This window comes from Egicoccus sp. AB-alg2, from assembly GCF_041821065.1.
In the GTDB taxonomy this organism is placed as follows: domain Bacteria; phylum Actinomycetota; class Nitriliruptoria; order Nitriliruptorales; family Nitriliruptoraceae; genus Egicoccus.
Genome location: NZ_JBGUAX010000006.1, coordinates 23234 through 46458, shown reverse-complemented (window position 1 = coordinate 46458; position 23225 = coordinate 23234). Strand labels below are relative to the sequence as shown.

The 23225-nt window shown below is 73.0% G+C and carries 22 protein-coding genes; 9 read left to right on the top strand and 13 right to left on the bottom strand.

The window, feature by feature from the left end; genetic code table 11:
• Window positions 1–2: 2 nt before the first annotated feature.
• A complete protein-coding gene (locus ACERM0_RS12460; RefSeq protein WP_373678928.1) occupies window positions 3–806 on the bottom strand; it encodes an ABC transporter permease in 804 nt (267 codons plus the stop codon).
• Window positions 803–1852, bottom strand: coding sequence for an ATP-binding cassette domain-containing protein (locus ACERM0_RS12455; RefSeq protein ID WP_373678927.1), 1050 nt, complete (start codon window positions 1850–1852; stop codon window positions 803–805). The genes ACERM0_RS12460 and ACERM0_RS12455 overlap by 4 nt, the downstream gene beginning before the upstream one ends.
• 400 nt (window positions 1853–2252) lie before the next feature.
• Here ACERM0_RS12455 and ACERM0_RS12450 point away from each other — a divergent pair, with 400 nt between their 5' ends.
• Genes ACERM0_RS12450 through ACERM0_RS12435 form a run of 4 tightly spaced genes read left to right on the top strand, consistent with a single transcriptional unit; the run spans window position 2253 to window position 6287 of the window.
• The gene (locus ACERM0_RS12450; protein ID WP_373678926.1) at window positions 2253–3038 is read left to right on the top strand and encodes an ABC transporter ATP-binding protein; all 786 of its coding nucleotides are present in this window, start codon (window positions 2253–2255) and stop codon (window positions 3036–3038) included.
• A 4-nt stretch (window positions 3039–3042) separates the two neighbouring features.
• Window positions 3043–5586 carry an ABC transporter permease gene (locus ACERM0_RS12445; RefSeq protein WP_373678925.1) on the top strand — a complete coding sequence of 848 codons (2544 nt, stop codon included), beginning with the start codon at window positions 3043–3045 and terminating at the stop codon, window positions 5584–5586.
• A gap of 33 nt (window positions 5587–5619) precedes the next feature.
• Complete coding sequence (locus tag ACERM0_RS12440; protein ID WP_373678924.1) at window positions 5620–5928, top strand: hypothetical protein; 309 nt, start codon at window positions 5620–5622, stop codon at window positions 5926–5928.
• Window positions 5925–6287 carry a TraR/DksA family transcriptional regulator gene (locus ACERM0_RS12435; protein ID WP_373678923.1) on the top strand — a complete coding sequence of 121 codons (363 nt, stop codon included), beginning with the start codon at window positions 5925–5927 and terminating at the stop codon, window positions 6285–6287. The genes ACERM0_RS12440 and ACERM0_RS12435 overlap by 4 nt, the downstream gene beginning before the upstream one ends.
• 25 nt (window positions 6288–6312) lie before the next feature.
• Here the strand turns inward: ACERM0_RS12435 and ACERM0_RS12430 are convergent, their stop codons facing one another.
• Window positions 6313–7269, bottom strand: coding sequence for a helix-turn-helix transcriptional regulator (locus ACERM0_RS12430; protein ID WP_373678922.1), 957 nt, complete (start codon window positions 7267–7269; stop codon window positions 6313–6315).
• 81 nt (window positions 7270–7350) lie between these two features.
• Window positions 7351–8532, bottom strand: a complete 1182-nt coding sequence (locus ACERM0_RS12425; RefSeq protein WP_373678921.1) for a zinc-dependent alcohol dehydrogenase — start codon at window positions 8530–8532, stop codon at window positions 7351–7353.
• A 181-nt stretch (window positions 8533–8713) separates the two neighbouring features.
• On the opposite strand from ACERM0_RS12425, the gene ACERM0_RS12420 reads away from it, so the two are divergent.
• Both ACERM0_RS12420 and ACERM0_RS12415 read left to right on the top strand, forming a co-directional pair.
• Window positions 8714–10411, top strand: a complete 1698-nt coding sequence (locus tag ACERM0_RS12420; RefSeq protein ID WP_373678920.1) for a TrkA family potassium uptake protein — start codon at window positions 8714–8716, stop codon at window positions 10409–10411.
• A gap of 82 nt (window positions 10412–10493) precedes the next feature.
• Entirely contained in the window at window positions 10494–12638 is a 2145-nt protein-coding gene (locus ACERM0_RS12415; protein WP_373678919.1) for a putative bifunctional diguanylate cyclase/phosphodiesterase, read from the top strand.
• A 63-nt stretch (window positions 12639–12701) separates the two neighbouring features.
• Here the strand turns inward: ACERM0_RS12415 and ACERM0_RS12410 are convergent, their stop codons facing one another.
• Together ACERM0_RS12410 and ACERM0_RS12405 are read right to left on the bottom strand one after the other, a co-directional pair.
• Window positions 12702–12947 (bottom strand): hypothetical protein, encoded by a 246-nt coding sequence (locus ACERM0_RS12410; protein WP_373678918.1) that lies wholly within the window; start codon window positions 12945–12947, stop codon window positions 12702–12704.
• Between the two features lie 96 nt (window positions 12948–13043).
• Complete coding sequence (locus ACERM0_RS12405) at window positions 13044–14699, bottom strand: S-layer homology domain-containing protein (RefSeq protein WP_373678917.1); 1656 nt, start codon at window positions 14697–14699, stop codon at window positions 13044–13046.
• Window positions 14700–14943: 244 nt separating this feature from the next.
• Here ACERM0_RS12405 and ACERM0_RS12400 point away from each other — a divergent pair, with 244 nt between their 5' ends.
• Window positions 14944–15342: a hypothetical protein gene (locus ACERM0_RS12400; protein ID WP_373678916.1), complete on the top strand. Its 399-nt coding sequence runs from the start codon at window positions 14944–14946 to the stop codon at window positions 15340–15342.
• Complete coding sequence (locus ACERM0_RS12395) at window positions 15339–16187, top strand: sensor histidine kinase (RefSeq protein ID WP_373678915.1); 849 nt, start codon at window positions 15339–15341, stop codon at window positions 16185–16187. The genes ACERM0_RS12400 and ACERM0_RS12395 overlap by 4 nt, the downstream gene beginning before the upstream one ends.
• Here the strand turns inward: ACERM0_RS12395 and ACERM0_RS12390 are convergent.
• On the bottom strand, window positions 16159–16365 hold the full coding sequence (locus ACERM0_RS12390) for a hypothetical protein (protein ID WP_373678914.1): 207 nt from the start codon (window positions 16363–16365) through the stop codon (window positions 16159–16161). The two genes, ACERM0_RS12395 and ACERM0_RS12390, sit on opposite strands and share 29 nt — an antisense overlap.
• Before the next feature lie 85 nt (window positions 16366–16450).
• Window positions 16451–16948 carry a metallophosphoesterase family protein gene (locus ACERM0_RS12385; protein WP_373678913.1) on the bottom strand — a complete coding sequence of 166 codons (498 nt, stop codon included), beginning with the start codon at window positions 16946–16948 and terminating at the stop codon, window positions 16451–16453.
• An 84-nt stretch (window positions 16949–17032) separates the two neighbouring features.
• On the opposite strand from ACERM0_RS12385, the gene ACERM0_RS12380 reads away from it, so the two are divergent.
• Window positions 17033–17917 (top strand): GNAT family N-acetyltransferase, encoded by an 885-nt coding sequence (locus tag ACERM0_RS12380; protein ID WP_373678912.1) that lies wholly within the window; start codon window positions 17033–17035, stop codon window positions 17915–17917.
• A 70-nt stretch (window positions 17918–17987) separates the two neighbouring features.
• On the opposite strand, the gene ACERM0_RS12375 is transcribed toward ACERM0_RS12380, so the two are convergent.
• The 5 genes from ACERM0_RS12375 to ACERM0_RS12355 form a co-directional block, all read right to left on the bottom strand.
• Window positions 17988–19298, bottom strand: a complete 1311-nt coding sequence (locus tag ACERM0_RS12375) for a hypothetical protein (RefSeq protein ID WP_373678911.1) — start codon at window positions 19296–19298, stop codon at window positions 17988–17990.
• 165 nt (window positions 19299–19463) lie between these two features.
• Window positions 19464–20717 (bottom strand): multidrug effflux MFS transporter, encoded by a 1254-nt coding sequence (locus ACERM0_RS12370; protein WP_373678910.1) that lies wholly within the window; start codon window positions 20715–20717, stop codon window positions 19464–19466.
• A 190-nt stretch (window positions 20718–20907) separates the two neighbouring features.
• A complete protein-coding gene (locus ACERM0_RS12365; RefSeq protein ID WP_373678909.1) occupies window positions 20908–21702 on the bottom strand; it encodes a BON domain-containing protein in 795 nt (264 codons plus the stop codon).
• A 166-nt stretch (window positions 21703–21868) separates the two neighbouring features.
• Window positions 21869–22648, bottom strand: a complete 780-nt coding sequence (locus tag ACERM0_RS12360) for an SDR family NAD(P)-dependent oxidoreductase (protein ID WP_373678908.1) — start codon at window positions 22646–22648, stop codon at window positions 21869–21871.
• An 89-nt stretch (window positions 22649–22737) separates the two neighbouring features.
• Complete coding sequence (locus tag ACERM0_RS12355; protein WP_373678907.1) at window positions 22738–23196, bottom strand: hypothetical protein; 459 nt, start codon at window positions 23194–23196, stop codon at window positions 22738–22740.
• Between the last annotated feature and the right edge of the window lie 29 nt (window positions 23197–23225).

The following is a 23225-nucleotide window of genomic DNA, read 5'->3' as shown; positions in this document are numbered from 1 at the left end:
CGTCACTTCGTGGTGGAGCGCTTGTACTGGCGCACGCTCAATGGCACGAACACCGCCAGGATGATGACCACCCACAGCAGCGTGTAGGCGACCGGGTGCCGGAAGGACCACACGTCCGGGACCGGCATCGACGGGTCGATGTTGCCGAACAGGACCCGGGCGGCGTGCGTGACGCTGGACACCGGGTTCCATTCGGCGATCGTCTGCAGCGGTCCGGGCAGCGCATCGCTCAGCACGAACGTGTTGGCGATGAACGTGAGCGGGAAGATCACGATGAACGAGGCGTTGTTGATGACCTCCACGCTGGGGACGAGCAGTCCCACGAAGGCCATGATCCACGAGATCGCGTAGGCGAACACCAGCAGCAGCAGGTACGCGGCCAGGGCATCGAGCACCGAGCCCCGGATCCGCCACCCCACGATCAGCCCGGTCAGCGACATGATGACGATCGACAGCACGTTGTAGGCGATGTCGGAGCCGGTGCGTCCGACCAGCACGGCCGACCGGGACATCGGCAGGGACCGGAACCGGTCGATGATGCCCTTCTGCATGTCCTCGGCCAGCCCGGCGCCGGTGAACGTGGCGCCGAACACCACCGTCTGCGCGAAGATCCCGGCGATCAGGTACTCCTTGTAGTCGACCCCCGGGATCTGGATCGACTCGCCGAACACGTAGGCGAACAGCAGCACGAACATGATCGGCGAGATCAGCACGAACACGAGCACCTCGGGCACGCGCTTGATCTTGATGAGGTTGCGCTTGGCGACGACGGCGCCGTCGGCGAGGGCGTAGGTCAGGCTGCTCATCGGGCGTGCTCCTGCGAGGTGTCGTCGCTCGCGGTGACCAGTGGGCTGGCGGCGGCCGCGTCGGCCGGTGGCGCGGACGATCCGTCGCCGGTGTCGGACTCGACCTCCTCGGCGGTGTGGCCGGTGAGGGTGAGGAAGACGTCGTCGAGGGTGGGTCGCCGCAGCCCGACGTCGCTGATCTTCACCCCGCGGGCGTCGAGGCTGCGCAGCGTCCGCATCAGGTCGTCGGCGCCGCCGGTGACCGGGGCGGTCAGCAGCCGCGTGTGCGACTCGACCTGCACCACGCCGACGGCCACCTCGTCGAGGATCGCCTCGGCCGCGGCCAGATCGCCCTCGTGGGTCACCACCACCTCGACGCGCTCCCCGCCCACCTGGGCCTTGAGCTGGTCAGCGGTCCCACGCGCGATGGCCTGTCCACGATCGATCACCACGATGTCGTCCGCGAGCAGGTCCGCCTCCTCGAGGTACTGGGTCGTGAGCAGCAGCGTGGTGCCGCGCCCGACCAGTTCCCGGATGACGTCCCACATGTCGGACCGGCTGCGCGGGTCGAGCCCGGTCGTCGGCTCGTCGAGGAACAGCACGGCCGGCTCGGCGACGAGTGCGCCGGCGAGGTCCAACCGTCGGCGCATACCGCCCGAGTAGGTCTTCACCGGGCGGTTGCCGGCGTCGGCGAGCCGGAAGCGCTCGAGCAGTTCGCCGGCCCGCTGGCGTGCGCGAGGCCGTCCGAGCTTGTACAGCCGGCCGATCATGTCGAGGTTCTCGAACCCCGTCAGCTGTTCGTCGACGGCGGCGTACTGTCCCGACAGACCGATCCGCTTGCGGACGGCCTCCGGGTCGTGCAACGCGTCGATCCCGGCCACCTCGACGTGTCCCTCGTCGGGGACCAGCAGCGTCGTCAGGATGCGCACGGCCGTCGTCTTGCCGGCGCCGTTCGGGCCCAGCAGCCCGAGCACGGTGCCCTCGGGGACGACGAGGTCGAGCCCGTCGAGGGCCGTGACCTCCTTGTAGCGCTTGACCAGGCCGGTGGCCCGGATCACCTCGTTCATCGGTTCTCGTCCTCTCACGACGACACACCAGCTGTGCGGCGCCCGACGCTACGACCTCGAGGAGGCTCGAGGTCAAGGGTCGCCGGGAGCGGTACGCCGTACTGACACGGGAGATCCCCCGAACTCATCGGTCCCCGACGACTTCGTCCCCGAACTCGCCGATCCCGGGCGAGGGGGGCGAGGTCGTGGTCGCGGCGCTTCGACCGGAGCCGACGCTACGACCCGAAGCGGACGCCCGCTGTCCGGATGAGCCAGCCGCCTGCAAGGTCGCGCGACCAGGTTCCCGGCCGTGCGGACGCGATCCCCCAGGCCGTCCCCGGGTCCGGCGACGAAGCCCGGGGGCCGGCTCAGGGTGGTACCCGATGCCCGCCGGTTCCCGGGCCGCGTAGCGTGAGGCGCCATGGACACCCCTCCCTCCTCCACGACCGGGGCGCTCGCGCCCGCCGCCGCTGCCGGGGCCGCACGCCCGGCGGCCCGCGCCGTCGACGCCGTCAAGGTGTACGGCCGCGGCGACACCGCCGTCCGCGCCCTCGACGGCTTGAGCGTCGACGTTCCCGCCCGCCGCTTCACGGCCGTCATGGGGCCGTCCGGGTCCGGCAAGTCCACGCTGATGCACTGCCTGGCCGGGCTGGACACGCTCACCTCCGGCGAGGCCTGGATCGGTGACGTCTCGCTGGGCACCCTCAGCGACCCGCAGCTGACGGTGCTGCGCCGCGAACGCATCGGGTTCGTCTTCCAGGCCTACAACCTGCTGCCGACCCTGACCGCGCGGGAGAACATCACGCTGCCGCTGGCGCTCGTCGGCGCCGATCCCGACCCCGACTGGTTCGCAACCGTGATCGACGTCATCGGGCTGGGGGATCGGCTCGGCCACCGCCCCTCGGAGCTGTCCGGCGGGCAACAGCAGCGCGTGGCCGTCGCCCGGGCCCTGGTCAGCCGCCCCGCGGTCGTCTTCGCCGACGAGCCCACCGGCAACCTCGACTCACGCTCGGGCGCCGAGGTGCTGGGCTTCCTTCGACGGGCCGTCGACGACTTCGGGCAGACCGTCGTCATGGTCACCCACGACCCGACCGCGGCCGGCTACGCCGACGAGGTGCTCTTCCTCGCCGACGGCCGCCTCGTCGACCGCCTCGAGGACCCGGACGGGGAGAAGGTCCTCGACCGCATGAAGCACCTCGAGGCCTGACGCCATGTTGCGGATCACCCTCGCCACCGCCTGGCAGCATCGCCGCCGGCTGTTCGGCACCGCGCTCGCCGTGGTGCTCGGCACGGCCTTCCTCGTGGGCACGCTCGTGCTCAGCGACACCATCCGGGGCAGCTTCCGGACCGTCTTCACGGACGTGAACGCCGGCATCGACACGGTCGTGCGCGCGGAGGGCACCGGCGGCGACGACGTGACCCGTCAGCGCGGACTGGTCGACGCCGCCCTCGTCGACGAGTTGGCCGGGGTGGACGGTGTCGGCTCGGTCGCCCCGGAGATCGAGGCGCTGGCGCAGGTCGTCGGCGCCGACGGCGCCTCCATCGGTGGCGAGGGCCCCCCGACGCTGGGCGTCAACTGGATCGAAGACGCCACGCTGGCGCCCTACGACCTGGTCGAGGGCCGCGCACCCGCCGGACCGGGCGAGGTGGTCCTCGACGTCGACACCGCCGAGGTCGGCGACCTCGCCGTCGGCGACACCACGATCGTGCGGACCCCCGCGCCGATCGACGTCGAGGTCGTCGGGCTGCTCGCGCCGCGCGGCGGCTCGGCGGCCGGGGTCACCGTCACCGCCTTCACGACCGAGGAGGCTCAGCGGCTGCTGCTCGGCCGTGACGACCGCGTCACCCGGATCCTGCTCGCCGCCGGGTCCGGCGTGTCGGAGCAGGAGTTGGCCGATCGCGCGGCCGCTCTCCTGCCGGACGGCACCGAGGCCGTCACCGGCACCGTCTACACCGAGGAGGCCCTGGACGACCTCGGCCGCGACTTCCTGAACTTCTTCGAGGCCTTCCTGCTGGTCTTCGCCGCCATCGCGCTGCTGGTGGCCACGTTCAGCATCTACAACACGTTCTCCATCACCGTCGCCCAGCGTCTGCGCGAGTCGGCGCTGTTGCGGGCACTCGGGGCGTCGCGGCGGCAGGTGCTGGCCTCCGTGCTGCTCGAGGCGGTGCTGACCGGCCTGGTGGCGTCGGTCCTCGGGCTGGGGCTCGGCATCGCGCTGGCCGCCGGCCTGCTCGGCCTGCTCGCGCAGTTCGGGTTCCCCGTCGAGGGCACCGGCCTGGTGGTGGGTGGCCGCGCGCTGGTCGGCGCGTTCGCGGTCGGCGTCGGCGTGACGCTGCTGGCGAGCCTGCTGCCGGCGGTGCGGGCGTCACGGGTGGCGCCACTGGCCGCCCTGCGCGAGGTGTCGGTCGACCGCAGCGACCAGTCCCGCGTACGGCTGGGCATCGGGCTGGCCCTGGTGGTCACCGGCGGGGTGTTCGTCGCACTGGCCCTGACCGCCGACGCGGGCGCGTTGCGGCGGGCGGCGGTGGCCGCCGTCGCGGTGTCGATCGGGGTGTTCCTGCTCGGGCCGGTCACCGCCCGGCCCATGACGGCGCTGGTCGCCGGACCCGTCCAGCGCCTGCGCGGCGTCACCGGCGCGCTCGCACGACGCAACGCCGTCCGCAACCCGCGACGCACCGCCAGCACGTCCTCGGCGCTGATGGTCGGGGTCGGCATCGTGACCCTGTTCACCGTCGTGGCCGGATCGGTGAAGGCCACGATCGACGACGCGATCAGCGGCGGCTTCGGCGGTGACCTGGTGGTCCAGTCGCGCGGGTTCAGCGGCGCGGGGCTCAGCCCCGACCTGGTCGCCGAGGTGCGCGAGCTGCCCGAGGTCGACCGGGCCCTCGGGCTCGCGCTGGGGGCCGGGCTGGTCGACGGCCGCGAACGCGTCTTCTCGGTCGTCGACCCCGCCGCCCTCGACGGGATGCTGGGGCTCGACGTCGTCGAGGGTTCGCTCTACGACCTGCCCGACGACGGCATCGCCGTGTCGCGCGCGACCGCCGAGGAGGAGGGATGGGCCCTCGGCGACATCGTCGAGGTGGCGCTGGTCGACGGCACGGTCCTCTCGCAACGGATCGGCGCGGTCTTCGAGTCGCAGGCGGCCGACGCGGTCGGCACGCTGATCGTGCCGTTCGACGCCTACGCGCCGCACGCGGTCCAGCTGGCCTACGTCTCGGCGCTGGTCGACGTCGCCGACGGCGTGTCGGTCGCGCAGGGACAGGCCGCCGTGGAGGCGGTCGCCGCCCGGCACGGCAGTCCCGACGTCCTCGACCGCGAGGCGTTCACGGAACGGGCCGTCGGCGACGTGGACCAGCTGCTCGGCATCGTCTACGTGCTGCTGGCCCTGGCCATCGTCATCGCGCTGATGGGCATCACCAACACGCTGTCGCTGTCCGTGCACGAGCGCACGCGGGAGATCGGACTGCTCCGCGCGCTCGGGCAGACCCGCCGTCAGCTGCGGGCGATGGTGCGCTGGGAGTCGGTGATCGTCGCGCTGTTCGGGACCGCAACCGGTCTGGTGTTGGGCACCTTCCTCGGCTGGGTGTTCATCCGCGCGATCGCGGTGGACGAGGGCTTCGGCACGTTCGCGGCGCCGGTCGGGCAGCTCGCGTTGGTGGTGGCGCTCGGCGCCGTCGTCGGGGTGGTCGCGGCGCTGCGGCCCGCGCGCCGGGCGGCCAGGTTGGACGTCCTGGACGCGATCGCGACCGAGTGACCTACCCTGCGCGCGGCGACGGGAGGGACGGGCGTGGGGGAGCGCGAGGTGGCCGCGCCCGCGTTGCGGGAGACCGCCGACGTGTGGTTCGACCGCGGCCGGGACCCGGTCGTCACCTGGGACGCCGCCGCCCGACGCTTCGAGCTGGCCGACCCCGCCGAACCGGACGCCCGGCTGCTGCTGTGGGTCGCGCCGGTGCCGGTCACCGAGCCGCTCCGGCTCGCGACGGTTCTGGCCGAAGGGTTGGCAGCCTGCGATTTCCCGCCCACGGGCGACGGCGCGTCGCCCGACCACGTCCGGCGCACCCTGCGTGCCGCGGGGCTCGACCCGGAGGCGCCATGAGCGTCGAGGACCGTCCGCACGCCGTCGAGGCGGCGCTCGACTTCGAGGCGCAGCGCACCCGCGGTCGCATCGTCGCGTTGGAGCGCGACCTCACCGCCCTGCAGGACGCCACCGCCGACAGTCCCGACGACGAGCACGACCCCGAGGGTGCCACCATCGCGTTCGAACGTCAGCAGGTCGCGTCGCTGCTGGCCGCGGCCCGGTCGCGGCTGGCCGAGCTCGACGACGCGCGCGCCCGGCTCGAGCTGGGCGACTACGGGCGCTGCGCGGACTGCGGCCAGGCGATCCCGCTGGAACGCCTGCTGGCCCGCCCCGCCGTGCGGCGCTGCGCCGGCTGCGAGGCGCGCGCGGAACGCTGAAGGACGGCGACCGGCGCCTCACCCGTCAGGCCGGGACCGGCCCGCCGGCCCCGACCAGCCGTTCGACGTGGGCCCGGAACGCCGCGCGGACCTGGTCGGGCTCCAGCACCTCGACGCGGCAGGGCAGCCCTGCCAGGTACCCGGCCAGCCAGGCGGCGTCGTTCGCGCCCGTGCGCAGCAGCGTGGTGTCGCCGTCGGCCTCCAGCAGCCCGTAGCGCGCGGCGCAGGTGTGCTCGGCCTCGGCCAGGGGCAGGTGCAGACGCACGGTGGCCTGCACCTCGTAGGGCGACACCGTCACCGCGGCCCGCACCAGCTCGACCGGATCGGGGGCGTCGCGGTCGAGGCTGCGCACCCCGGTCGCCATCGGCGCGTTGGCGCGGTCGACGCGGAACGTTCGCCAGTCGTCGCGGTCGAGGTCGAACGCGACGAGGTACCAGCGCCAGTGGGCGTGGACCAGCCGCAGCGGTTCGAGGTGGCGCAGGCTGCGGGTGCCCTCGCGGTCGCGGTACATCAGCCGGATGCGCTCGCGGCGGCGGCAGGCCTGTGCCAGCACGACCAGGCAGTCCGGGTCGGTCGCCACGCCAGGTCCGGTGGCGACCGACACCGTGGCCGCCTGCACGTCCTTCAGACGCTCGGCGAGGTGCTCCGGCAGCACGCGCTCCAGCTTCGCCAGCGCGGACACGGCCGCCTCGGCCAAGCCGACGCCCGTCCCGGCGGTGGCGAAGCGCAGCCCCACGACGGCCGCCAGCGCTTCGCGGTCGTCCAGGATCAGTGGCGGCAGCTCCGGGCCGCGGCCGAGTTGGTAGCCACCGTGCGGGCCGGGCGAAGCCTGGACGGGATGGTCGAGTCGGCGCAGGCGCGCGATGTCGCGGCGCACGGTCCGGGTCGTGACACCCAACCGCTCGGCCAGCTCGGGGGCCGTCCAGCTGGGGCGGGTGTGCAGGAGCGCCAGCAGGCGCAGCAGGCGGGTCGCGGTCTCCATGCGCACACTCTGGCAGGAAACGCGGACCGGTGTCGTCCGCATGGCGACGACACCGCTCCGACGTGATGGAACGCGCGCGGGTCAGGGCTTGAGGAGCACCTTGAACGCGTCGTCCTCCTTCTTCTGGAAGATCTCGTAGCCGCGGGGCGCCTCCTCCAGCGGCAGGTGATGGGTGGCGAAGGTCTCCAGGCCCAGCGGGTCGTCGTCGTCGAGCGCGAGCGGCAGCAGGTCGTCCATCCACCGCTTGACGTTCGCCTGGCCCATGCGCAACTGGATCTGCTTGTCGAACATCGTCAACATCGGCAGCGGGTCGGCCTGCCCGCCGTAGACGCCGATGAGCGAGATCGTCCCGCCCCGGCGCACCATGTCGATGGCGAGGTAGAAGGCCTCGAGCCGGTCGACGCCCGCCTTCTCCATCATCGGCGCGGCCACCGCGTCGGGCAGGAACGACGCCATCGTCTGCGCCAGCTTGCTGGCGGGGGACCCGTGGGCCTCCATCCCGACGGCCTCGATGACGCTGTCCGGACCGCGGCCACCGGTCAGGTCCTTGACCGCCTCCACGACGTCGTCGTGCTCGCCGAGGCCGATGGTCTCCACGCCGAGGCGCCGCATCCGCTCGAGGCGGTCCGGGACGAGGTCGATCCCGATGACGCGGGCGCCCTGCCGCAGCGCGATGCGGCAGCACATGTCACCGATCGGACCCAAGCCCACCACGGCCACCGTGCCGCCCTCGGGGACGTCCGCGTAGGCCACGGCCTGCCAGGCGGTCGGGGCGACGTCGGAGAGGTACACGAAGCGGTCGTCCGACGGTCCTTCCGGCACCTTGATGTGGGTGTACTGGGCCTGGGGCACGCGCAGGTACTCCGCCTGTCCACCCGGGACCTGGCCGTACAGCTTGGTGTAGCCGAACAGCGCCGCGCCCATGCCCTGCTCGCGGACCTGCGTCGTCTCGCACTGCGTCTGCAGGTTCTGCTCGCACATGAAGCAGTGACCGCAGGAGATCTGGAACGGGACGACGATGCGGTCGCCGGGGCGCAGGTCGGTGACCTCACTGCCGACGGCCTCGACGATGCCCATCGGCTCGTGACCGAGGACGTCGCCCTCCTCGAGGAACGGCGCCAGCACCTCGTACAGATGCAGGTCGGAGCCGCAGATGCCCGAGGACGTGACGCGGATGATCGCGTCGGTGGGCTCCTGGATGGTCGGGTCGGGCACGTCCTCGACCCGCACGTCGCGCTTGCCCTGCCAGGTGACGGCCTTCATGGATGTCGTCCTCCGGCGCTGCGGCACGCGCCATGTCGTGGTCGGGTCGAGGGCGAGAGCTCGGACGGCCTGCTCGCCCACCGCTATCGCGACGGTAGGGTCCGGCCTCGCGGAGTCGGGCTGGACGAAGTCCCTCGTCGCACGAGCCGTGACCGACCGACCGCTCCCGGGGAGAGCAACGGTGCTGAAGTCGTTGGGGCTGCTGTTCGCGACCCTGTCCGCTCCGCTACGGCGTTGGAACGTGCGGTTCGCCGTGTTGCTGGTCGTGGGCTTCTTCGTGATGGTCGGCATCTACACGGTGATCTTCCACGAGCTCATGGAGTTGGAGGGCCGCCAGTTCACGTGGACGACGTCGCTGTACTGGACGTTCGTGACGATGTCGACCCTGGGGTTCGGCGACATCGTGTTCGAGTCCGATCTCGGGCGGCTGTTCTCCATCGTCGTGCTGCTGACCGGCTCGGTGTTCATCCTCGTCCTGTTGCCGTTCCTGTTCATCCAGTTCGTGTTCACGCCGTGGATGAACCAGCGCGAGTACGGCCGCGCACCGCGCCGCGTCGACCCGGACGTGCGCGACCACGTCGTCGTCTGCGGCCAGGATCCCATCAGCGACGCGCTCATCGACCGGGCCAGGGCCGCGAAGCTGCCGTACGTCCTGATCGTCGACGAGTTGAAGGAGGCGCTGCGCCTGTACGACCGCGGCTACAAGGTGATGGTCGGCCCGCGCGACGACCCGGCGACCTACCGCGCCGCCCGGGTCGAGCAGGCCGCGCTCGTGGCGCTCACCCTCGGCGACGAGACCAACACCAACATCGCGTTCACCGTGCGCGAGATCCACGACGACGTGCCGATCGCCGCCCTGGCGAGTCGGGCGGCGTCGGTGGACGTGCTCCAGCTCGCCGGCTGCGACGAGGTGGTCCAGCTCGGCGAACTGCTCGGCCGTGCGATGGCCCGCCGCGTGGTCGGCATCGACACCAAGACGCACGTCATCGGCGAGTTCGGCGACCTGCGCATCGCGGAGGCCGGCGTCGACCGCACACCGCTGGTCGGGACCACGGTCCGCGAGGCGGCGCTGCGGCAGCGCGTGCAGGTCAACGTCGTCGGCGTCTGGCAGGACGGGCGGTTCGAACCGGCAGGACCCGACACCGTGCTCGGCGAGCGCACCGTGCTGATCCTCGCCGGCAGCGAACGGCAGCTGGCCGCCTACGACCGGGAGTTCGGCGGCCCCGGCATCCTGGAGCGGCCGGTGCTGATCCTCGGCGGTGGCCGGGTGGGGCGCGCCGCCGCGCGCACGCTGGGCGAGACCGGCGTGGAAGCGACCATCGTCGAGCAGCTGCACGAGCGCATCCGCCCCCAGTTCCGGACGGTGCACGGCGACGCCGCGGCCCTGGAGGTGCTCGAGGAGGCCGGGCTGCCCGACGCCGCCGCGGTGCTGATCACCACGCACGAGGACGACGTCAACGTCTACCTGACCTTGTACCTGCGGCGGCTGCGGCCCGACATCCAGGTGATCTCCCGCGCCACCCGCGACCGCAACGTGAGCAGCCTGCACCGCGCCGGCGCCGACGCCGTGCTGTCGTACGCCAGCATCGGCGCCACGGCGCTGTGGAACGCGATGGGCCGCAACCGGCGCCTCGTCGTCGCCGAGGGTCTGGAGATCTTCCGGGTGCCGATGCCCGCGAAGCTCCAGGGCGAGTCGCTGTCCCAGTGCCAGATCGGCGGACGGACCGGCTGCCAGGTCGTCGCGATCGCCCGCGGTGACCATCTCGAGCCCAATCCCGATCCCGGCGAGCCGTTGCCACCACACGCCGATCTGGTCCTCATCGGGGACGAGGAAGCCGAGCAGCGCTTCGTCGCGCGCTTCGGTGCCGACCGTCGCTGACACCGCTCAAGTGGTCGGGGCGGCTGCCGACGGGTCGACGCGCATGCAACCGCCATGTCCGTCGCCGACCGCCGGACCCACGATGACGTCACCTCCGGGCCCCCTCCTCGACGCCACCCGGGCCGCGCGCGCCGTCGCCGTCGACCGCCTACGCGGTATCGACGCGCAGCTGCGTACGATCTTCCGCCTCGCCCCGGTCGGGATCGGCCTGGTCGATTTCGCGGGCCACACGATTCTCACCAACGACGCCCTGCGGGACATGCTGGGCTACACCGAGGACGAGTTCGCGGGCACGCACTTCGAGACGTTCACGCACCCCGAGGACGTGCCGCGCAATCGGGAACTGTTCGCCCGGATGGCCGCGGGCGAGCTCGACCGCTTCGACATGGACAAGCGGTTCCTCCATCGCGACGGTCGGGTCGTCTGGGGCCGCCTCACCGTCTCCCTGCTGCGCGACGCCCGGGGCCGTCCCGACCTCGCCATCGGCATGGTGGAGAACGTCACCGAACAGCTCGAGCTGCAGGCCCAGCTCGAGCACGCCGAGCAGACCTACCGCACCCTGGTCGAGCAGGTCCCGGCGGTGGTCTACGAGGCCGGGTTGCTGCCCGGCGAGCCGTGGACCTTCGTCAGCCCGCAGATCGAGACCCTGCTCGGTTACACCACCGAGGCGTGGCTCTCGCACCCGGGGTTGTGGCTGAGCCGGCTCTCGCCCGAGGACCGCACACGCGTGTTGGCGGCCGACGCCCGCCGGGCCGAAGGGCTGGACGACGACCGCGTGGTCGCCCTGCACTACCGCATGCGCCGCGCCGACGGCCGCGAGATCTGGGTCCGCGACGAGTCCAGCGTCGAACGCGACGCCGCCGGCCGGCGCGTCTTCCGGGGCGTCATGGTCGACGCCACCCGGGAGAAGCAACTGGAGGCGCGGCTGGAGCGGCTGGCGTTCCACGACCCGCTGACGCTGCTGGTCAACCGCGAGGTGTTCCGCGCTCGCGTCGACGCGCGCATGCGCGAGCGCGCGTCGGGGCACCGCCGCGGCGCCGTGCTGTTCGTCGACCTCGACGACTTCAAGACCGTCAACGACAGCCTCGGCCACGCCGCCGGCGACGACCTGCTGTGTTCCGTCGCCGGCCGCATCCAGGGCTGCGTGCGCCCCGGCGACACGGCGGGACGGCTCGGCGGCGACGAGTTCGGGGTCCTGCTCGCCGACCTCGACGACCCGGACGCCGCCGTCCAGGTCGCCGAGCGCCTGCGCACGGCGCTGGAGCGCCCCCACCAGCTGCGGGGCCGCCCGGTCGTCGCCCCGGCCAGCGTCGGTGTCGCCTACCTCGACGACGCGGACACCACGGAGACGGTGCTCCGCAACGCCGACCTGGCCATGTACCGAGCCAAGCACCGTGGCAAGGCACGCGTGGCCACGTACGAGCCTCAGCTGCACCGCGACGCGCTGCGCCGGCTGGAGCTGCGCAGCGCCCTCGGGGACGCGCTCGAACGCGGTCAGCTGGTGGTCGAGTACCAGCCGGTGGTCGACCTCACCACGGCCGAGCCGATCGGTGCCGAGGCCCTGTTGCGCTGGCGACACCCGCAGGTGGGGCTCGTTCCCCCGGCCGACTTCGTGCCGCTGGCCGAGGAGACCGGCGCCATCGGCCGCATCGGGCTGTGGGTGCTGCGCGAGGCGTGCGCGTGGCTGGCCGAGCACCGCCAGCACGACGGCCGCCCGCTGTCGGTGTCGGTCAACGTCTCACCCGTGCAGCTCGAGCACCGGCTGGTCGGGGAGGTCGAGGCCGCGCTCGTGACGACCGGCGTCGCCCCGGACCGGCTGGTGCTCGAGGTCACCGAGCAGGCCATGATGGGGCTGCGCAGCTGGGAGGTCGTGCGCGACCTCAAGCGGTTGGGCGTGCGGATCGCGATCGACGACTTCGGGACCGGCTACTCGTCGTTGGCCTATCTCGGCGAACTGTCCATCGACCTGCTCAAGATCGACCGGTCCTTCGTCCGGCGCCTCAGCGGCGAGGAGCGCGACCAGGCCGTGCCGCGCGCCGTCATCCAGCTGGCGCGCTCCCTGGGCCTGACCGTGGTCGCGGAAGGCATCGAGTCCGACGAGCAGTGGCGCCAGCTGCGGCGCCTGGGCTGCCGGGTCGGGCAGGGCTACCGGTTCGCACGGCCACTGGGCGCCGCGGCGCTGGACGCGCTGCTCGGCGCCCCGCTGGCGGCGCCGCCGCCGCGCTGAGAAGGCCGTGGTGGGCCACGGTCGCGGCCCACCACCAGCCCGTGTCGGCGAGGCGATCGGGCTTCAGAGAGCCGTCGAGCCCGTGGAGGCCTCGGCGTCGTCGGTCATGTCGAGTTCGTCCTCGAACGCCTCGGTCTCCACGCCGTCGTCGAACCGGACGCGGTACAGCGTCGCGACGTCGTCGTCACCGGCGTCGGGGTCGTGCTCGGCCGGGACCTCCTCGACGATGGTGACGAGTTGGCCGGAGCGCTCGCGGTAGCCGGGCGGGCCGTCGACGGCGGCCGATGGGCGGAAGGTCGCCTGGGTCACGGGTTCTCCCTCGTGTTCGGAGTTCGGCGTGTGCGGGTTGACCGCGAGCGTTGCCCGGCCGGCGCCGCGAAACCTGCCCGTGGCCCGCCCGTTCGGTCAGCCAGTTCGCTCCCGGTGCGCGAGGGCCCGCGACAGGAAGGTCGCCATCGCGGCGCGCGTGACGTCCTCGCCCGGGCGGTAGGTGTCGCCGTAGCCCTTGGCGATCCCGGCGCGGGCGACCGCGCCGATCGCGGCTTCGTGCGGATTGCGGCGCGTGTCGGTGAACGGCGAGCGGGCGTCGGGCAGCGCCAGCGCGCGCTGCAGGAACGTGGCCATCTGCGCCCGGGTCACGGGCGCGTCCGGGCAGAAGCGGCCCCGGGCGCAGCCGCGGGCGATGCCCGCCTCGGCGACCGCGGCGATGGCGCGCTCGTGGGGATGGCCGGCGACGTCGCGGAACGGGCGTCCGGCGGCGTCGGGCAGGTCGAACGCCCGGTACAGGAAAGTCGCCATCTGGCCCCGGGTGAGCGTCCGCGACGGGCAGTAGTCGCGGGCGGTGCAGCCGGTGGTGATCCGACGCCTGGCGATCTCCTCGATCGTCCGGAAGTGGGCGTGCGACGCGGGAACGTCGGCGAACCGGGTGGCCGGCTTGGTGGGTGCGGGCGCGGGGCTGCTCGAGGTGGCGGCGAGGGCCGCCACGCGGTTGCGCAGGTTGCCCATCCTGGCGAAGAAGTAGCGGCCGGGGCAGGCGGTCGAGCCGACGTCGCGATGCGCGGCCAGCACGTTGATGGTCCGGCCGTTGTGGGTGACGGTGCGGCCCGCGCGGGCGTCGATCCCGTGGATCCGGTACTTCCAGGCGACGACCTTGGCGACGGCCTCGAACGCCGCGGTCGGAAGGTCGGCGGTCTCGAAGTTGCCCATCACCGACACGCCGAACGAGCCGGTGTTGAAGTTCGCGGCGTGCGCGCCCACGACCCCGCGCTCCAGGCCGCCGGCGCGCCCCTCGAAGATCTGGCCGTAGCGGTCGACCAGGACGTTGTAGCCGATGTCGCCCCACTTCAGCGTCTGCGCGTGGTAGCTGTAGATGCCGCGGACCACCGAGGCCGACTGCGCCTTGGTGTAGGTGTTCGAGCCGGCGGTGTGGTGGATCACCGCGAACCGTGGCGTGGCGTAGCTCGCCGAGCGGGTCCGCAGCGCCTCGTTGGCGCCCCAGCCGGCGCGGCTGATGATGGCCGGCCGCGAGGCGGCCTCGGCGACCACGGGGACGGCCTGGGGTCGCAGGTGGCGCACGACCTTCGTGACGACGCCTTCCGAGAGGCCCTCGGTGTCGATGAGGCTGGCGCCGAGGTCGGCGACCTCACCGTCGAGACGGGCCTCGAACGCGTCGGCGTCGCCGACCCACAGCGGCTCGGTGGCGTCGGTGGCGGCGGTGCGGGCCTCGGCCGTGCCGGGATCGGGCCCGTCGAGGCCGACGACCTCGCGCCCCAGCGTCTCCCAGTCGCTCCACGTCCCGTCCAGGCCACGGGTCCGGACGCGCACCTCGTCGACGCCGTCCGGCAGCGTGAAGCCGATCATGGAGAAGGGCACGTCCGCCTCCACGACGCCGGTTCCATCCTCCGCGCCGGGCAGCGCGGCCTCGGGGAGGTCCTCCATGTGGGCGGTGACCGTCGCCGGCGGCGCCACCTCCGTGGCGAAGGAGGGGGCGACCGGGACCACGGTGGTGGCGACGACGGCCGTGAGCACGACCAGGGTGTGACGACGGTGGATGCGCAGCATGCTGTCCCGATGTTCGACGCGAGGTTCGGCCGGGAGTTCGCCCGGCTTGTCCGTTTGCATGGGTCGGCTGCGTCGGCGGGCGGCGAAGTGCCCGACCGCCGACCGCGCGTCGGGTGCGCTCCGGTTGCGAGGTGGTCCACGTCGCGTCATGCCGGGGGACGTTCGCGCACGGTTGGGCAGGGGTACGCTCGTCGCCGCGGCGGCTGACCGACCTGGGGGCGCCACGACCGGAGACGAGGGGCTCTTGGCGATCGAAGTGGCCGGTGCCGGTCCTGCCGAGCTCGAGTGGGACGCGGCCGAGCGGTTCGCGACCCTGCGATTCGTCGAGGCTGGCGAGGGTGGCCGCTACGAGGCCGAGACGCTCAGTGCCCGGCTCGTGGAGTGGGTCGGGGAGCCGCCCGCGCCCTACGACTTCCTCGTCGACTGCTCGGAGCTGGTGGATGTCGACGCGTCGTGGCGTGCGATCTGGGGCGAGCACTTCCGCAAGCATCGCGACGCCGCGACCATGTCTTGGTTCAACGCCAACCCCCGGATCCAGCTGCTCATCGTCATGTTCCTGAAGGGCACCGGCGTCACCGGCAAGCCCTTCGAGCACGAGGCCGACGCCCGCGCGTGGCTGGCCGCACAGCGTGTGACTCGGTGAGGGTCCCGGACCTCGAACAGCTCCTCGACGTGATCTCCCTGGCGTGCCTGGGCGACACGCGCGTGCGCGTCGACGTCGACGAGCGGGCGCTGGACGACCCCATGGGCATGATCGGCAACGCCGTCAACGTGCTGCTCGACGATCTCGAGTACCGCCAGCGCGAACGCGAGGAGGCGCTGCGACGGGTCGCCGGCATGGAGGCCAAGCAGGAGTTCCTGGCCTACCTCAGCCATGACATGCAGACGCCGATGGCGGTCCTGCTCGGGGCCGTGACGGTCCTGCGCAACTCGCACTCGCAGGCCGACGTGGCCGCGACCCTGCCGCTGATGGAGCAGGCGATCGAGCGACTGCAACGGTTCGTGCGCCAGTTCCTCGATCTTGCGCGACTCGAGGCCGACCGTGGGTTGGTGCTCGAGGTGACCGCGATGGACGTCGGCACCGTCGTCAAGCGCGTCGTCGACCTGTTCGCAGACGACGGGGCGATCGAGGTCCGCGCGCCGGCCGAGCTGCCCCCCGCCGCGGCCGATCCCATGCGGGTCGAGCAGATCCTCACCAACCTCGTCGCCAACGCCTTCAAGTACGCGAAGTCGGCTCCCACGATCGAGCTGCGCGAGACCGACCAGGACACCGTCGAGGTACGGGTCGTCGACCGTGGGCCCGGGTTGACCCCGGACGAGCTGGAACGGGTGTTCGACAAGTTCGAACGTGGCCCGACCGCCAACGGCGCCGGGCTCGGGCTCTACATCAGCCGGGCACTGGCCGAGGCGCACGGCGGGGCGCTCACGGCAGACAGCGTGCCGGGCGAGGGCGCCACGTTCATCCTCTGTCTGCCGGCGGCCCGCTGACGGGTCCGTCCGGTCGCCGGGCGCGTCGCAGCCGGGCGAGTTCGGCCTGGAGCCCTCGCAGGCGTTCCTCCAGCGCCGCGCGCGTGCCGCTGCCGTGGTGCGGCGGCGCCTCGTGCAGGTGGCGACGGACCGTCTCCAACTCGGCCTGGACGGTGGGGATGCTGCGCTCGTCGGTCATGCCCGCAGTCTGACCGGCGAACCGGCCGGCGTCGAACGCGGCGTCGGACGCGGCGCCGGACGGTGCGTGGCGACGTGATTGGGGTTCAGGGATCCACCACCTCGATCCGCCGGTCGACGATGCGACCGGCGTCGAGGTCGAGCACCCCGATCGTGCGGTGGGGCATGCGGCGGCGCTCGGTCGGCGAACCGGGGTTGAACAGGCGCTGGCCCGCCTCGCCGGCCTCGTCCACGGGGATGTGGCTGTGTCCGAACACCACCACGTCCGCGTCGGGGAAACGCTCCCGCAGGCGGCGCGCCCGGCCGCGGGTGGCGCCGCTGTCGTGGATCATCGCGACGCGCACGCCGGCGAGCGTGAGCTCCAGGGTCTCCGGCAGCGCACCGACCAGTTCCCGGTCGTTGTTGCCGAGCACGGCGTGGACGGGCGCGAACCGGGCGAGTTGCTCGAGGTGCTCGGCCTGGGTGATGTCGCCGGCGTGCAGGATCACGTCGGCCCGCGCCAGCCAGTCCTCGGCCGGACGTGGCAGCCGCCGGTTGGGCCAGTCCCGGCGAAGGTGCGTGTCCGCCGTGACCACCACGCGCACGTCGGACTCCTTCGTCGGCGGCGCCGAGGGTAGGCGGGCCGCCCAGGGCTAGCCTGCCGCCGTTCGTGCGAAGGGACGGCCGTGGTGGACCTCGAGGTGGCGCCGGAGGACCTGACGGCCGTGGCCGCCTTCGTGGCGGCGCGGCAGACCGATCCCGCCCACCACATCGGCTACCTCTCGGTCGAGCCAGAGGCGATCGCCGTCCAGCTGCGGGGCCTCGAGCCGCTGGGCACGGGCGGGCTCGTCGTCGCCCGGGTCCGCGGCCGCGTCGTCGGCGCGCTCGCCGCGGAATGGGACGAGGACCCGCCGCGCTGCTGGTGGCACGGGCCGTTCGTCGCACCGGACGCGGACTGGCGCGAGGTGGGCGACGCGCTGCTCGACGGGGCCCGACGGCTGCTGCCCGCCACCGTCACGCAGGAGGAGACCTGCGGCGACGAGCGGCATGCCTGGCTGGCCGACTTCGCCACGCGGCACGGCTTCGTGGCCGAGGAGCCGTCCGCGGTCCTGGTGCGCGACCTGGACGACGGCCTGCCACCGGTGACGGTCCCGGTCGCGGCGCGCGACGACCTCACCGACGCCCAGCGCGCCGAGGTGGCCGCGTTGCACGACCGGTTGTTCCCCGGCACCCACACCCCGGGTCGTCGCCTCGTGGACGGCGTGGACGACAACCGCCTGCTGGTGGTCCTGGACGACGGCCGTGCCATCGCCTACGCGGCGGTCGAGCGCCACGAGGACGACGGCAGCGGCTACCTCGACTTCCTCGGCGTCGACGCGTCGGCGCGTGGGCGCGGGCTCGGTGCGGCGCTGGTGGCGGCGGCCTGCCACGAGATGCGCCACGGGCTGGGCTGCCTGGCGTCGAGCCTGACCGTCCGTGCCGGCAACGCCGCCGCCCGCCGCGTCTACCAACGCAACGGCTTCGTCGAGGAGCGCGTCATCGTGCCGTTCCGGCGCGGGTTCGCCCTGACATGACCGGCGTGACCGGCATGACCGGCGCGTCGGCGCAACCGGCGGGGCCGTGCGCCGGCGGGTCCGCGGCAGTTCAGTTCTTGCGCAGGTCGACGTCGCCGAGGCGCCGGTTGGCGAACTCCCGCTGCACGTCCGCGTCGAGGCGATCCCACTTCTCTACGACGTCGTCGCGGAACGCGCCGTTGACTGCGCCGTACCAGTGGATACCCACCGACACCACGGCCGTGAGCGTCAGCACGGTCGCGAAGGTCCGGCTGCGCCGGATCGCTTCGTGGGCTGCCACCGCCAGCGCCGGCAGCCAGAACAGCAGCGGTTCGAGCGACACGCGGTAGGCGAAGAAGTCGTTGCCGCCGCGGTGGCCGACCGCCCGGACCTGGACGAACAGGTACAGCAGACCGGCGACGACGCCGGCGAGCGTCCAGCCGGGCACGCGCCGCCGGAACACCACCACGGCGACCAGGGCCGGCACGATCACCGGCGACAGGGTGAGCAGCCCGCGGGTGGGCGCCCCGAAGGCCAGGCCGAGTTGGCTGGCGGTCTGCCAGGTCGAGTTGACGACCAGCCCGTCGAGGTGCGACCCGGCGTTGTACCCGGCGATCGGCAGCGGTGTGCCGAAGGCCCAGTACGAGTACGCGGCGACGAGGCCGAGCCCGACGCCCGCGCCGAGCGCCATCGCGACACCGTCGCGGCGCCGCTCGCGCCAGAAGGCGTAGAGCGCGACGATCCCGACGGCGACGACGAGGTGCGGGCGCACCAGCATCGCCACGGCGGCGCAGACGGCCGCCAGCACCGGCCGTTCGCGTCGCCAGCTCAGCAGCATCCCCGCCAATGCCAGCACCCCAGGACCGTGCGGCCACAGCGCATCGGCGGCCACGGACCACATCGAGGTGCCGACGGCGAACACGACGGTGCTGCCCAGGGCGGCCGGCCAGGGCGCCACCGTCCGCAGCAGCAGGAACACCACGGCGACGGCGAGCGCGGCGGTCACCGCCGCGGTCAGCGCCGCCGGGGCGAGGTCGACGAGGTAGGGATGGGCCGGCGGCGGGTCGCCGTCGACCAGGTCGGCCAGCGCGTAGGCCGGCGCCGCCCAGTAGGCGACCCCCGGGAAGCGGTTGACGAAGACCGCGCCGTCGCGGCCCTCGACGCCCCAGTAGGTCGTGTTCGGCGGCCAGGTCGAGGGCAGCGCGGCCGAACCCTGGGTGCCGAGGGACCAGGAGGCGATGCTGGCCGCGCGGGTGTCGTTGACCTGTGCCGGGCCCTGGTTGACGGTCGCGCCGTACACCCCGCAGAGCACCACGAACAGGACCAGGAACGTGACGAGGTCCCGTCTGGTCGTGCGTGTGGTCTCCACCGTGGTCGTGGCGACCGTGGGCGTCTCGACCATGGGGCCTCCTTGGCTGACGTCGAATCATGCGCCCTGGGCCGCGCGACGTGCCTCCCGCCGGGCGGCCAGTGCCCTCACCCGCCGGCGGACTTGCGCGAGGGCGCCGTCGCGCTCTGCTGGGACGTCGGCACGGACGGGCGGGTTCCGCGACCCGCGGGCGGGCCGTCACGCCTCGCGGGCGGGTCCGGGACGGCGACGACTGACCGGGTCCATCATCGGGCGGAACAGCACCCCACGTTCGACGACCAGCACGACGACGAGGGCCAGCACGCCGTAGCCGAGGAAGCCCCAGGACAGCGGCAGGATCGTGCCGTCGAAGCGGCGGTCGAGCAGCGCGCCGAGGCCGGCCCCCACCGCCAGTTGCACGGCACCGATGACCGAGGCGGCCGTGCCGGCGTGGGCGGCCATCGGCGCCATCGCGATGGTGTTGAAGTTGGGAATGAGCAGGGCGTGCCCGACCAGGATGGCGGCCAGCACGGGCAGGAACAGCGCGAGGGGCGGGCGGCCCTCGGTCAGGACGGCCAACAGCACCAGCACGGCGGCGACCCCGACGTAGGCGAGCAGCACCAGGTGCGAGGTGCGGCGGGTGCCCAGCCGGCTGACCAGGCGGGTGTTGCCGAGCATCGCCAGCCCCATGGTCGCCGCCACCCCACCGAAGATGATCGGGAACGCGTCGGGACGGCCGAAGGTGCTGCCGAAGATGATCTCCGAACTGGCCAGGTAGGACGTGAAGACCCCGTACAGCGACGTCAGCGCGATCGTGTACCCGGCGGTCTGACGGTTGGTGACGACCAGCCTCGCCGTCGCGACGATCCGGCCGAGACTCAGCTCGAGGCGGTGCTGCGGCGGCAGCGTCTCCGGCAGTCGCCGCGCCCAGACGGTCATGACGACCGCCGCCAGGAGGCACAGCACGAACAGCACCCGCCACGAGGCCACCTGGATGACGGCCGCCCCGAGCGTCGGCGCGATCACCGGCACGATGATGAACACGGCCATGATGAACGACATGGCGCGGGCCATCTGCTCGCCCTCGAACCGGTCACGGACGACCGCCAGGGTGACGACCCGCGGTCCCGCCGCGCCCAGCCCCCAGACGAAGCGGCCGGCCAGCAACAGCGACAGGCCGGGGGAGAGCGTCGACAGCAGGGCCCCCAGCGCGTAGATGCCGAAGCCGACGAACAGCGTCGGTCGACGGCCGAACCGGTCGGCCAGCGGGCCGTACAGCAGCTGTCCGGCGGCGAGGCCGAGGAGGTAGGCCGTCACGACCCCGGCCAGCGCGGTGGAGTCGGCCGGAAGACCGAGGTCGGCGCGCATCGCGGTGAAAGCGGGCAGCATCAGGTCGAGGCCGAGCGCCGCCAGGGCCATGGACATGGCGAGCAGGGCGGTGAACTCGACCCGGCCGAGGTCGGGGCGGGTCATGGGAGATCTCGGGAGCGAGCGGGAAGGTGACCCACCCTACGGCACCTGTCGAATTCTTGAAGCCGCAACGGTCGACCCGGCTGCCGACGGGGTGGACGGGAAACACGTCGCCGGGCCGGCCTGGTGGCCGACCCGGCGAAGGTGTCGGTTCAGCGACGAACGCGTCGGCTTCCGCCGCCGACGCGTCGGTTCAGATGCTGCGGACGGTCAGCTCGGAGCGCACGTCCATGACCCCGTCGACCTGCGCGACGGCCGCGAGCAGCTCACGCTCGTTCTGCGGCGTGGGCACGGTGCCCTTGAGGGCGACCTGGCCGGGCGCGTCGACCTTCACGACCACGTCCTGGACGTCGTCGCGGTAGCCGAACACCTGGCTGCGGATCCGGTCTTCGAGGAGCTTCGGGTCGGACGTCGGGCGGTCGGGCATGACGTCCCTCGTGCCCTCGATCACGGCGCCCTGGGCCCGCTCCATGGTCTGCTCGGCCTGGCCGCGCAGCTCGTCGGCCCGCTGCGCCGCGGTGTCGATCGCCTGCGAAGCCTGCTCGCTGAACTGGTCGCGCATCTCCGTGGCGCGATCGGCCGCGGTGTCACGGAACTGCTCGGTCTGGGCGGTGACCTGACCGCGCAGCTCGTCGGCGCGCGACTGCAGTTGCTGGGTCAGCTGCTGCCGGCGGGCGGCGCCACGATCGGGGTCGGCCAGGTAGGCGATGCCGTAGCCGGCGGCGACGCCGAAGGCGATCCAGAACAGGCGCCGGGGCCAGGTCGTGCGCTTGCCGGTGCCGAGCAGGTCGACGAGGACGTCGGTCTGCTCCTCGCCGTGCTCGTCGATCTTGTTGCTGAGGTGCTTCTCGGTGCTGTGGATCTGCTTGCTCAAGCGGCCGAGCTCGCGGAACAACGAACCGCCGTCACCTCCCACGGCCTCCGCGGTCCGGTCACGGAGCTCGTCGATGCCGGTGGTGAGCTTCTCCGAGAGGTCGTGCAGCTGCATGCGGGCCTCCTTGGCTGTGTTCCCGGCCGCCATCGTCCTCTGCGCGCGCACGCTTCGCAGCCCACGCAGGCGGGCGGACGGCCAGGGTGCGGCCCGGCCACCTGGTCGCTCGCGGCCGGTCGCGTGTCCCCCGGGCGCGGTCGGTCGGGATGTCCCGCCAGCGCGGTCAGTCGCGGGTCCCGCCGGCGCGGTCCAGGCGCTTGGCCGCCGCGAAGTACAGCGGCGGCGCGAGGTGACGCAGGGCGACGAACGCGCGGTAGAAGGTCGGCACGGTGCGTTCGGTGCGGCCGTTGGCCAGCACGTCGACGACGGCGTCGGCGACCGCCTCGGGTCGGCCGACGAGCCGCGCCATCGGGGTGCGCTTGACCTGGGTCTGCGGGAACCCTTCCGTCTCGATGAAGCCGGGGTTCAGCTGGCACACGGTGATGCCCCGGCTCGCCCAGGACAGCGACAGTGCCTCGCTGAAGCCGACCACCGCGAACTTGCTGGCCGCGTACGCCGCCGGTCCGATGCCGAGCTTGCCGGCGACGGAGGCCATGTTGACCACGCGGGAGGGGGCGCCGGCCTCGAGCAGGTCGGCGAAGGCCGCCGTGCACCGCACCACGCCGCCGACGTTGATGTCCAGCGTCCGCAGCGCGTCGTCGAGGTCGTCGCGGCCGCCGAACGCCCCGCCGCCGACCCCGGCGTTGTTGATCAGCGCATGGCAGGCGCCGTGCTCCTCACGGACGCGGGCCGCCAGCGCGTCCACGGCATCCTGGTCGGTCACGTCGGCGGTGTGCGGCACGACCGTGGGGTGGGCGCCGGCCAGTTCCTCCAGCCGGTCGGTGCGGCGGGCGACCGCGTAGACGGTCATGCCGGCCGCCGCCAGTCGCCGCGTCGTCGCCTCACCGATGCCGCTGGAGGCCCCGGTCACCACGGCGACCTTGCCTCGGGGGTCCCACGTCACTGCCACTCCTCGTCGTCGGGGGAGCGGATGGTGACACGCCGACGGTGGCCGTCGCACACCGGCGACGGCCACCGCCAGGGGAAGCGGCGTCAGTCGCCGAACGTCTCGGTCTCGCCGTCGGGCAGCTCCAGCGTGACGCGCGTGACCCGGTGGACGCCGTCCTCGTCCTCGTCGAGCTCGACCGTCTTGCGGCCCGGCATGAGGTCCATCGTCATGCCGTACTCCTCGTCGCCCTTGCGGCCGACGCGGACGTCGCCCCAGATCTCGAGGTCCTGCTCGGTGGCCCCGAGCAGGGACTCGGCGTCACGGCGTGCCATCTCGAGGTCGAAGTCGCCCTCGGGAAGGGGCTGCTCGAGGTCGCCGCCATCGAGGTCGGCGTCGACGCAGTCCTCGGTGCCCTCCAGGCAGGCGCCTGCGGCGGCGCCACCAGCATCGGTGTCCGGGGCTCCGGCGGGCACGTCGGAGGCTGTGTCGGTCGGTGCGCCGCAGGCCGTCGGGGCCAGCAACAGCCCGGCGAGCGGCACGAGACGGCGGAGTCGGCTTCCCACAACAGTTCCTTGGTCGGGGGGTGGGTCGC

What these genes read in the sequence shown, in the direction of transcription:
- ACERM0_RS12460 (WP_373678928.1), bottom strand. Translation starts at nt 806, where the DNA reads ATGAGCAGCCTGACCTACGCCCTCGCCGACGGCGCCGTCGTCGCCAAG.
- ACERM0_RS12455 (WP_373678927.1), bottom strand. Translation starts at nt 1,852, where the DNA reads ATGAACGAGGTGATCCGGGCCACCGGCCTGGTCAAGCGCTACAAGGAG.
- ACERM0_RS12450 (WP_373678926.1), top strand. Translation starts at nt 2,253, where the DNA reads ATGGACACCCCTCCCTCCTCCACGACCGGGGCGCTCGCGCCCGCCGCC.
- ACERM0_RS12445 (WP_373678925.1), top strand. Translation starts at nt 3,043, where the DNA reads ATGTTGCGGATCACCCTCGCCACCGCCTGGCAGCATCGCCGCCGGCTG.
- ACERM0_RS12435 (WP_373678923.1), top strand. Translation starts at nt 5,925, where the DNA reads ATGAGCGTCGAGGACCGTCCGCACGCCGTCGAGGCGGCGCTCGACTTC.
- ACERM0_RS12430 (WP_373678922.1), bottom strand. Translation starts at nt 7,269, where the DNA reads ATGGAGACCGCGACCCGCCTGCTGCGCCTGCTGGCGCTCCTGCACACC.
- ACERM0_RS12425 (WP_373678921.1), bottom strand. Translation starts at nt 8,532, where the DNA reads ATGAAGGCCGTCACCTGGCAGGGCAAGCGCGACGTGCGGGTCGAGGAC.
- ACERM0_RS12415 (WP_373678919.1), top strand. Translation starts at nt 10,494, where the DNA reads ATGACGTCACCTCCGGGCCCCCTCCTCGACGCCACCCGGGCCGCGCGC.
- ACERM0_RS12405 (WP_373678917.1), bottom strand. Translation starts at nt 14,699, where the DNA reads ATGCTGCGCATCCACCGTCGTCACACCCTGGTCGTGCTCACGGCCGTC.
- ACERM0_RS12390 (WP_373678914.1), bottom strand. Translation starts at nt 16,365, where the DNA reads ATGACCGACGAGCGCAGCATCCCCACCGTCCAGGCCGAGTTGGAGACG.
- ACERM0_RS12375 (WP_373678911.1), bottom strand. Translation starts at nt 19,298, where the DNA reads ATGGTCGAGACGCCCACGGTCGCCACGACCACGGTGGAGACCACACGC.
- ACERM0_RS12370 (WP_373678910.1), bottom strand. Translation starts at nt 20,717, where the DNA reads ATGACCCGCCCCGACCTCGGCCGGGTCGAGTTCACCGCCCTGCTCGCC.
- ACERM0_RS12365 (WP_373678909.1), bottom strand. Translation starts at nt 21,702, where the DNA reads ATGCAGCTGCACGACCTCTCGGAGAAGCTCACCACCGGCATCGACGAG.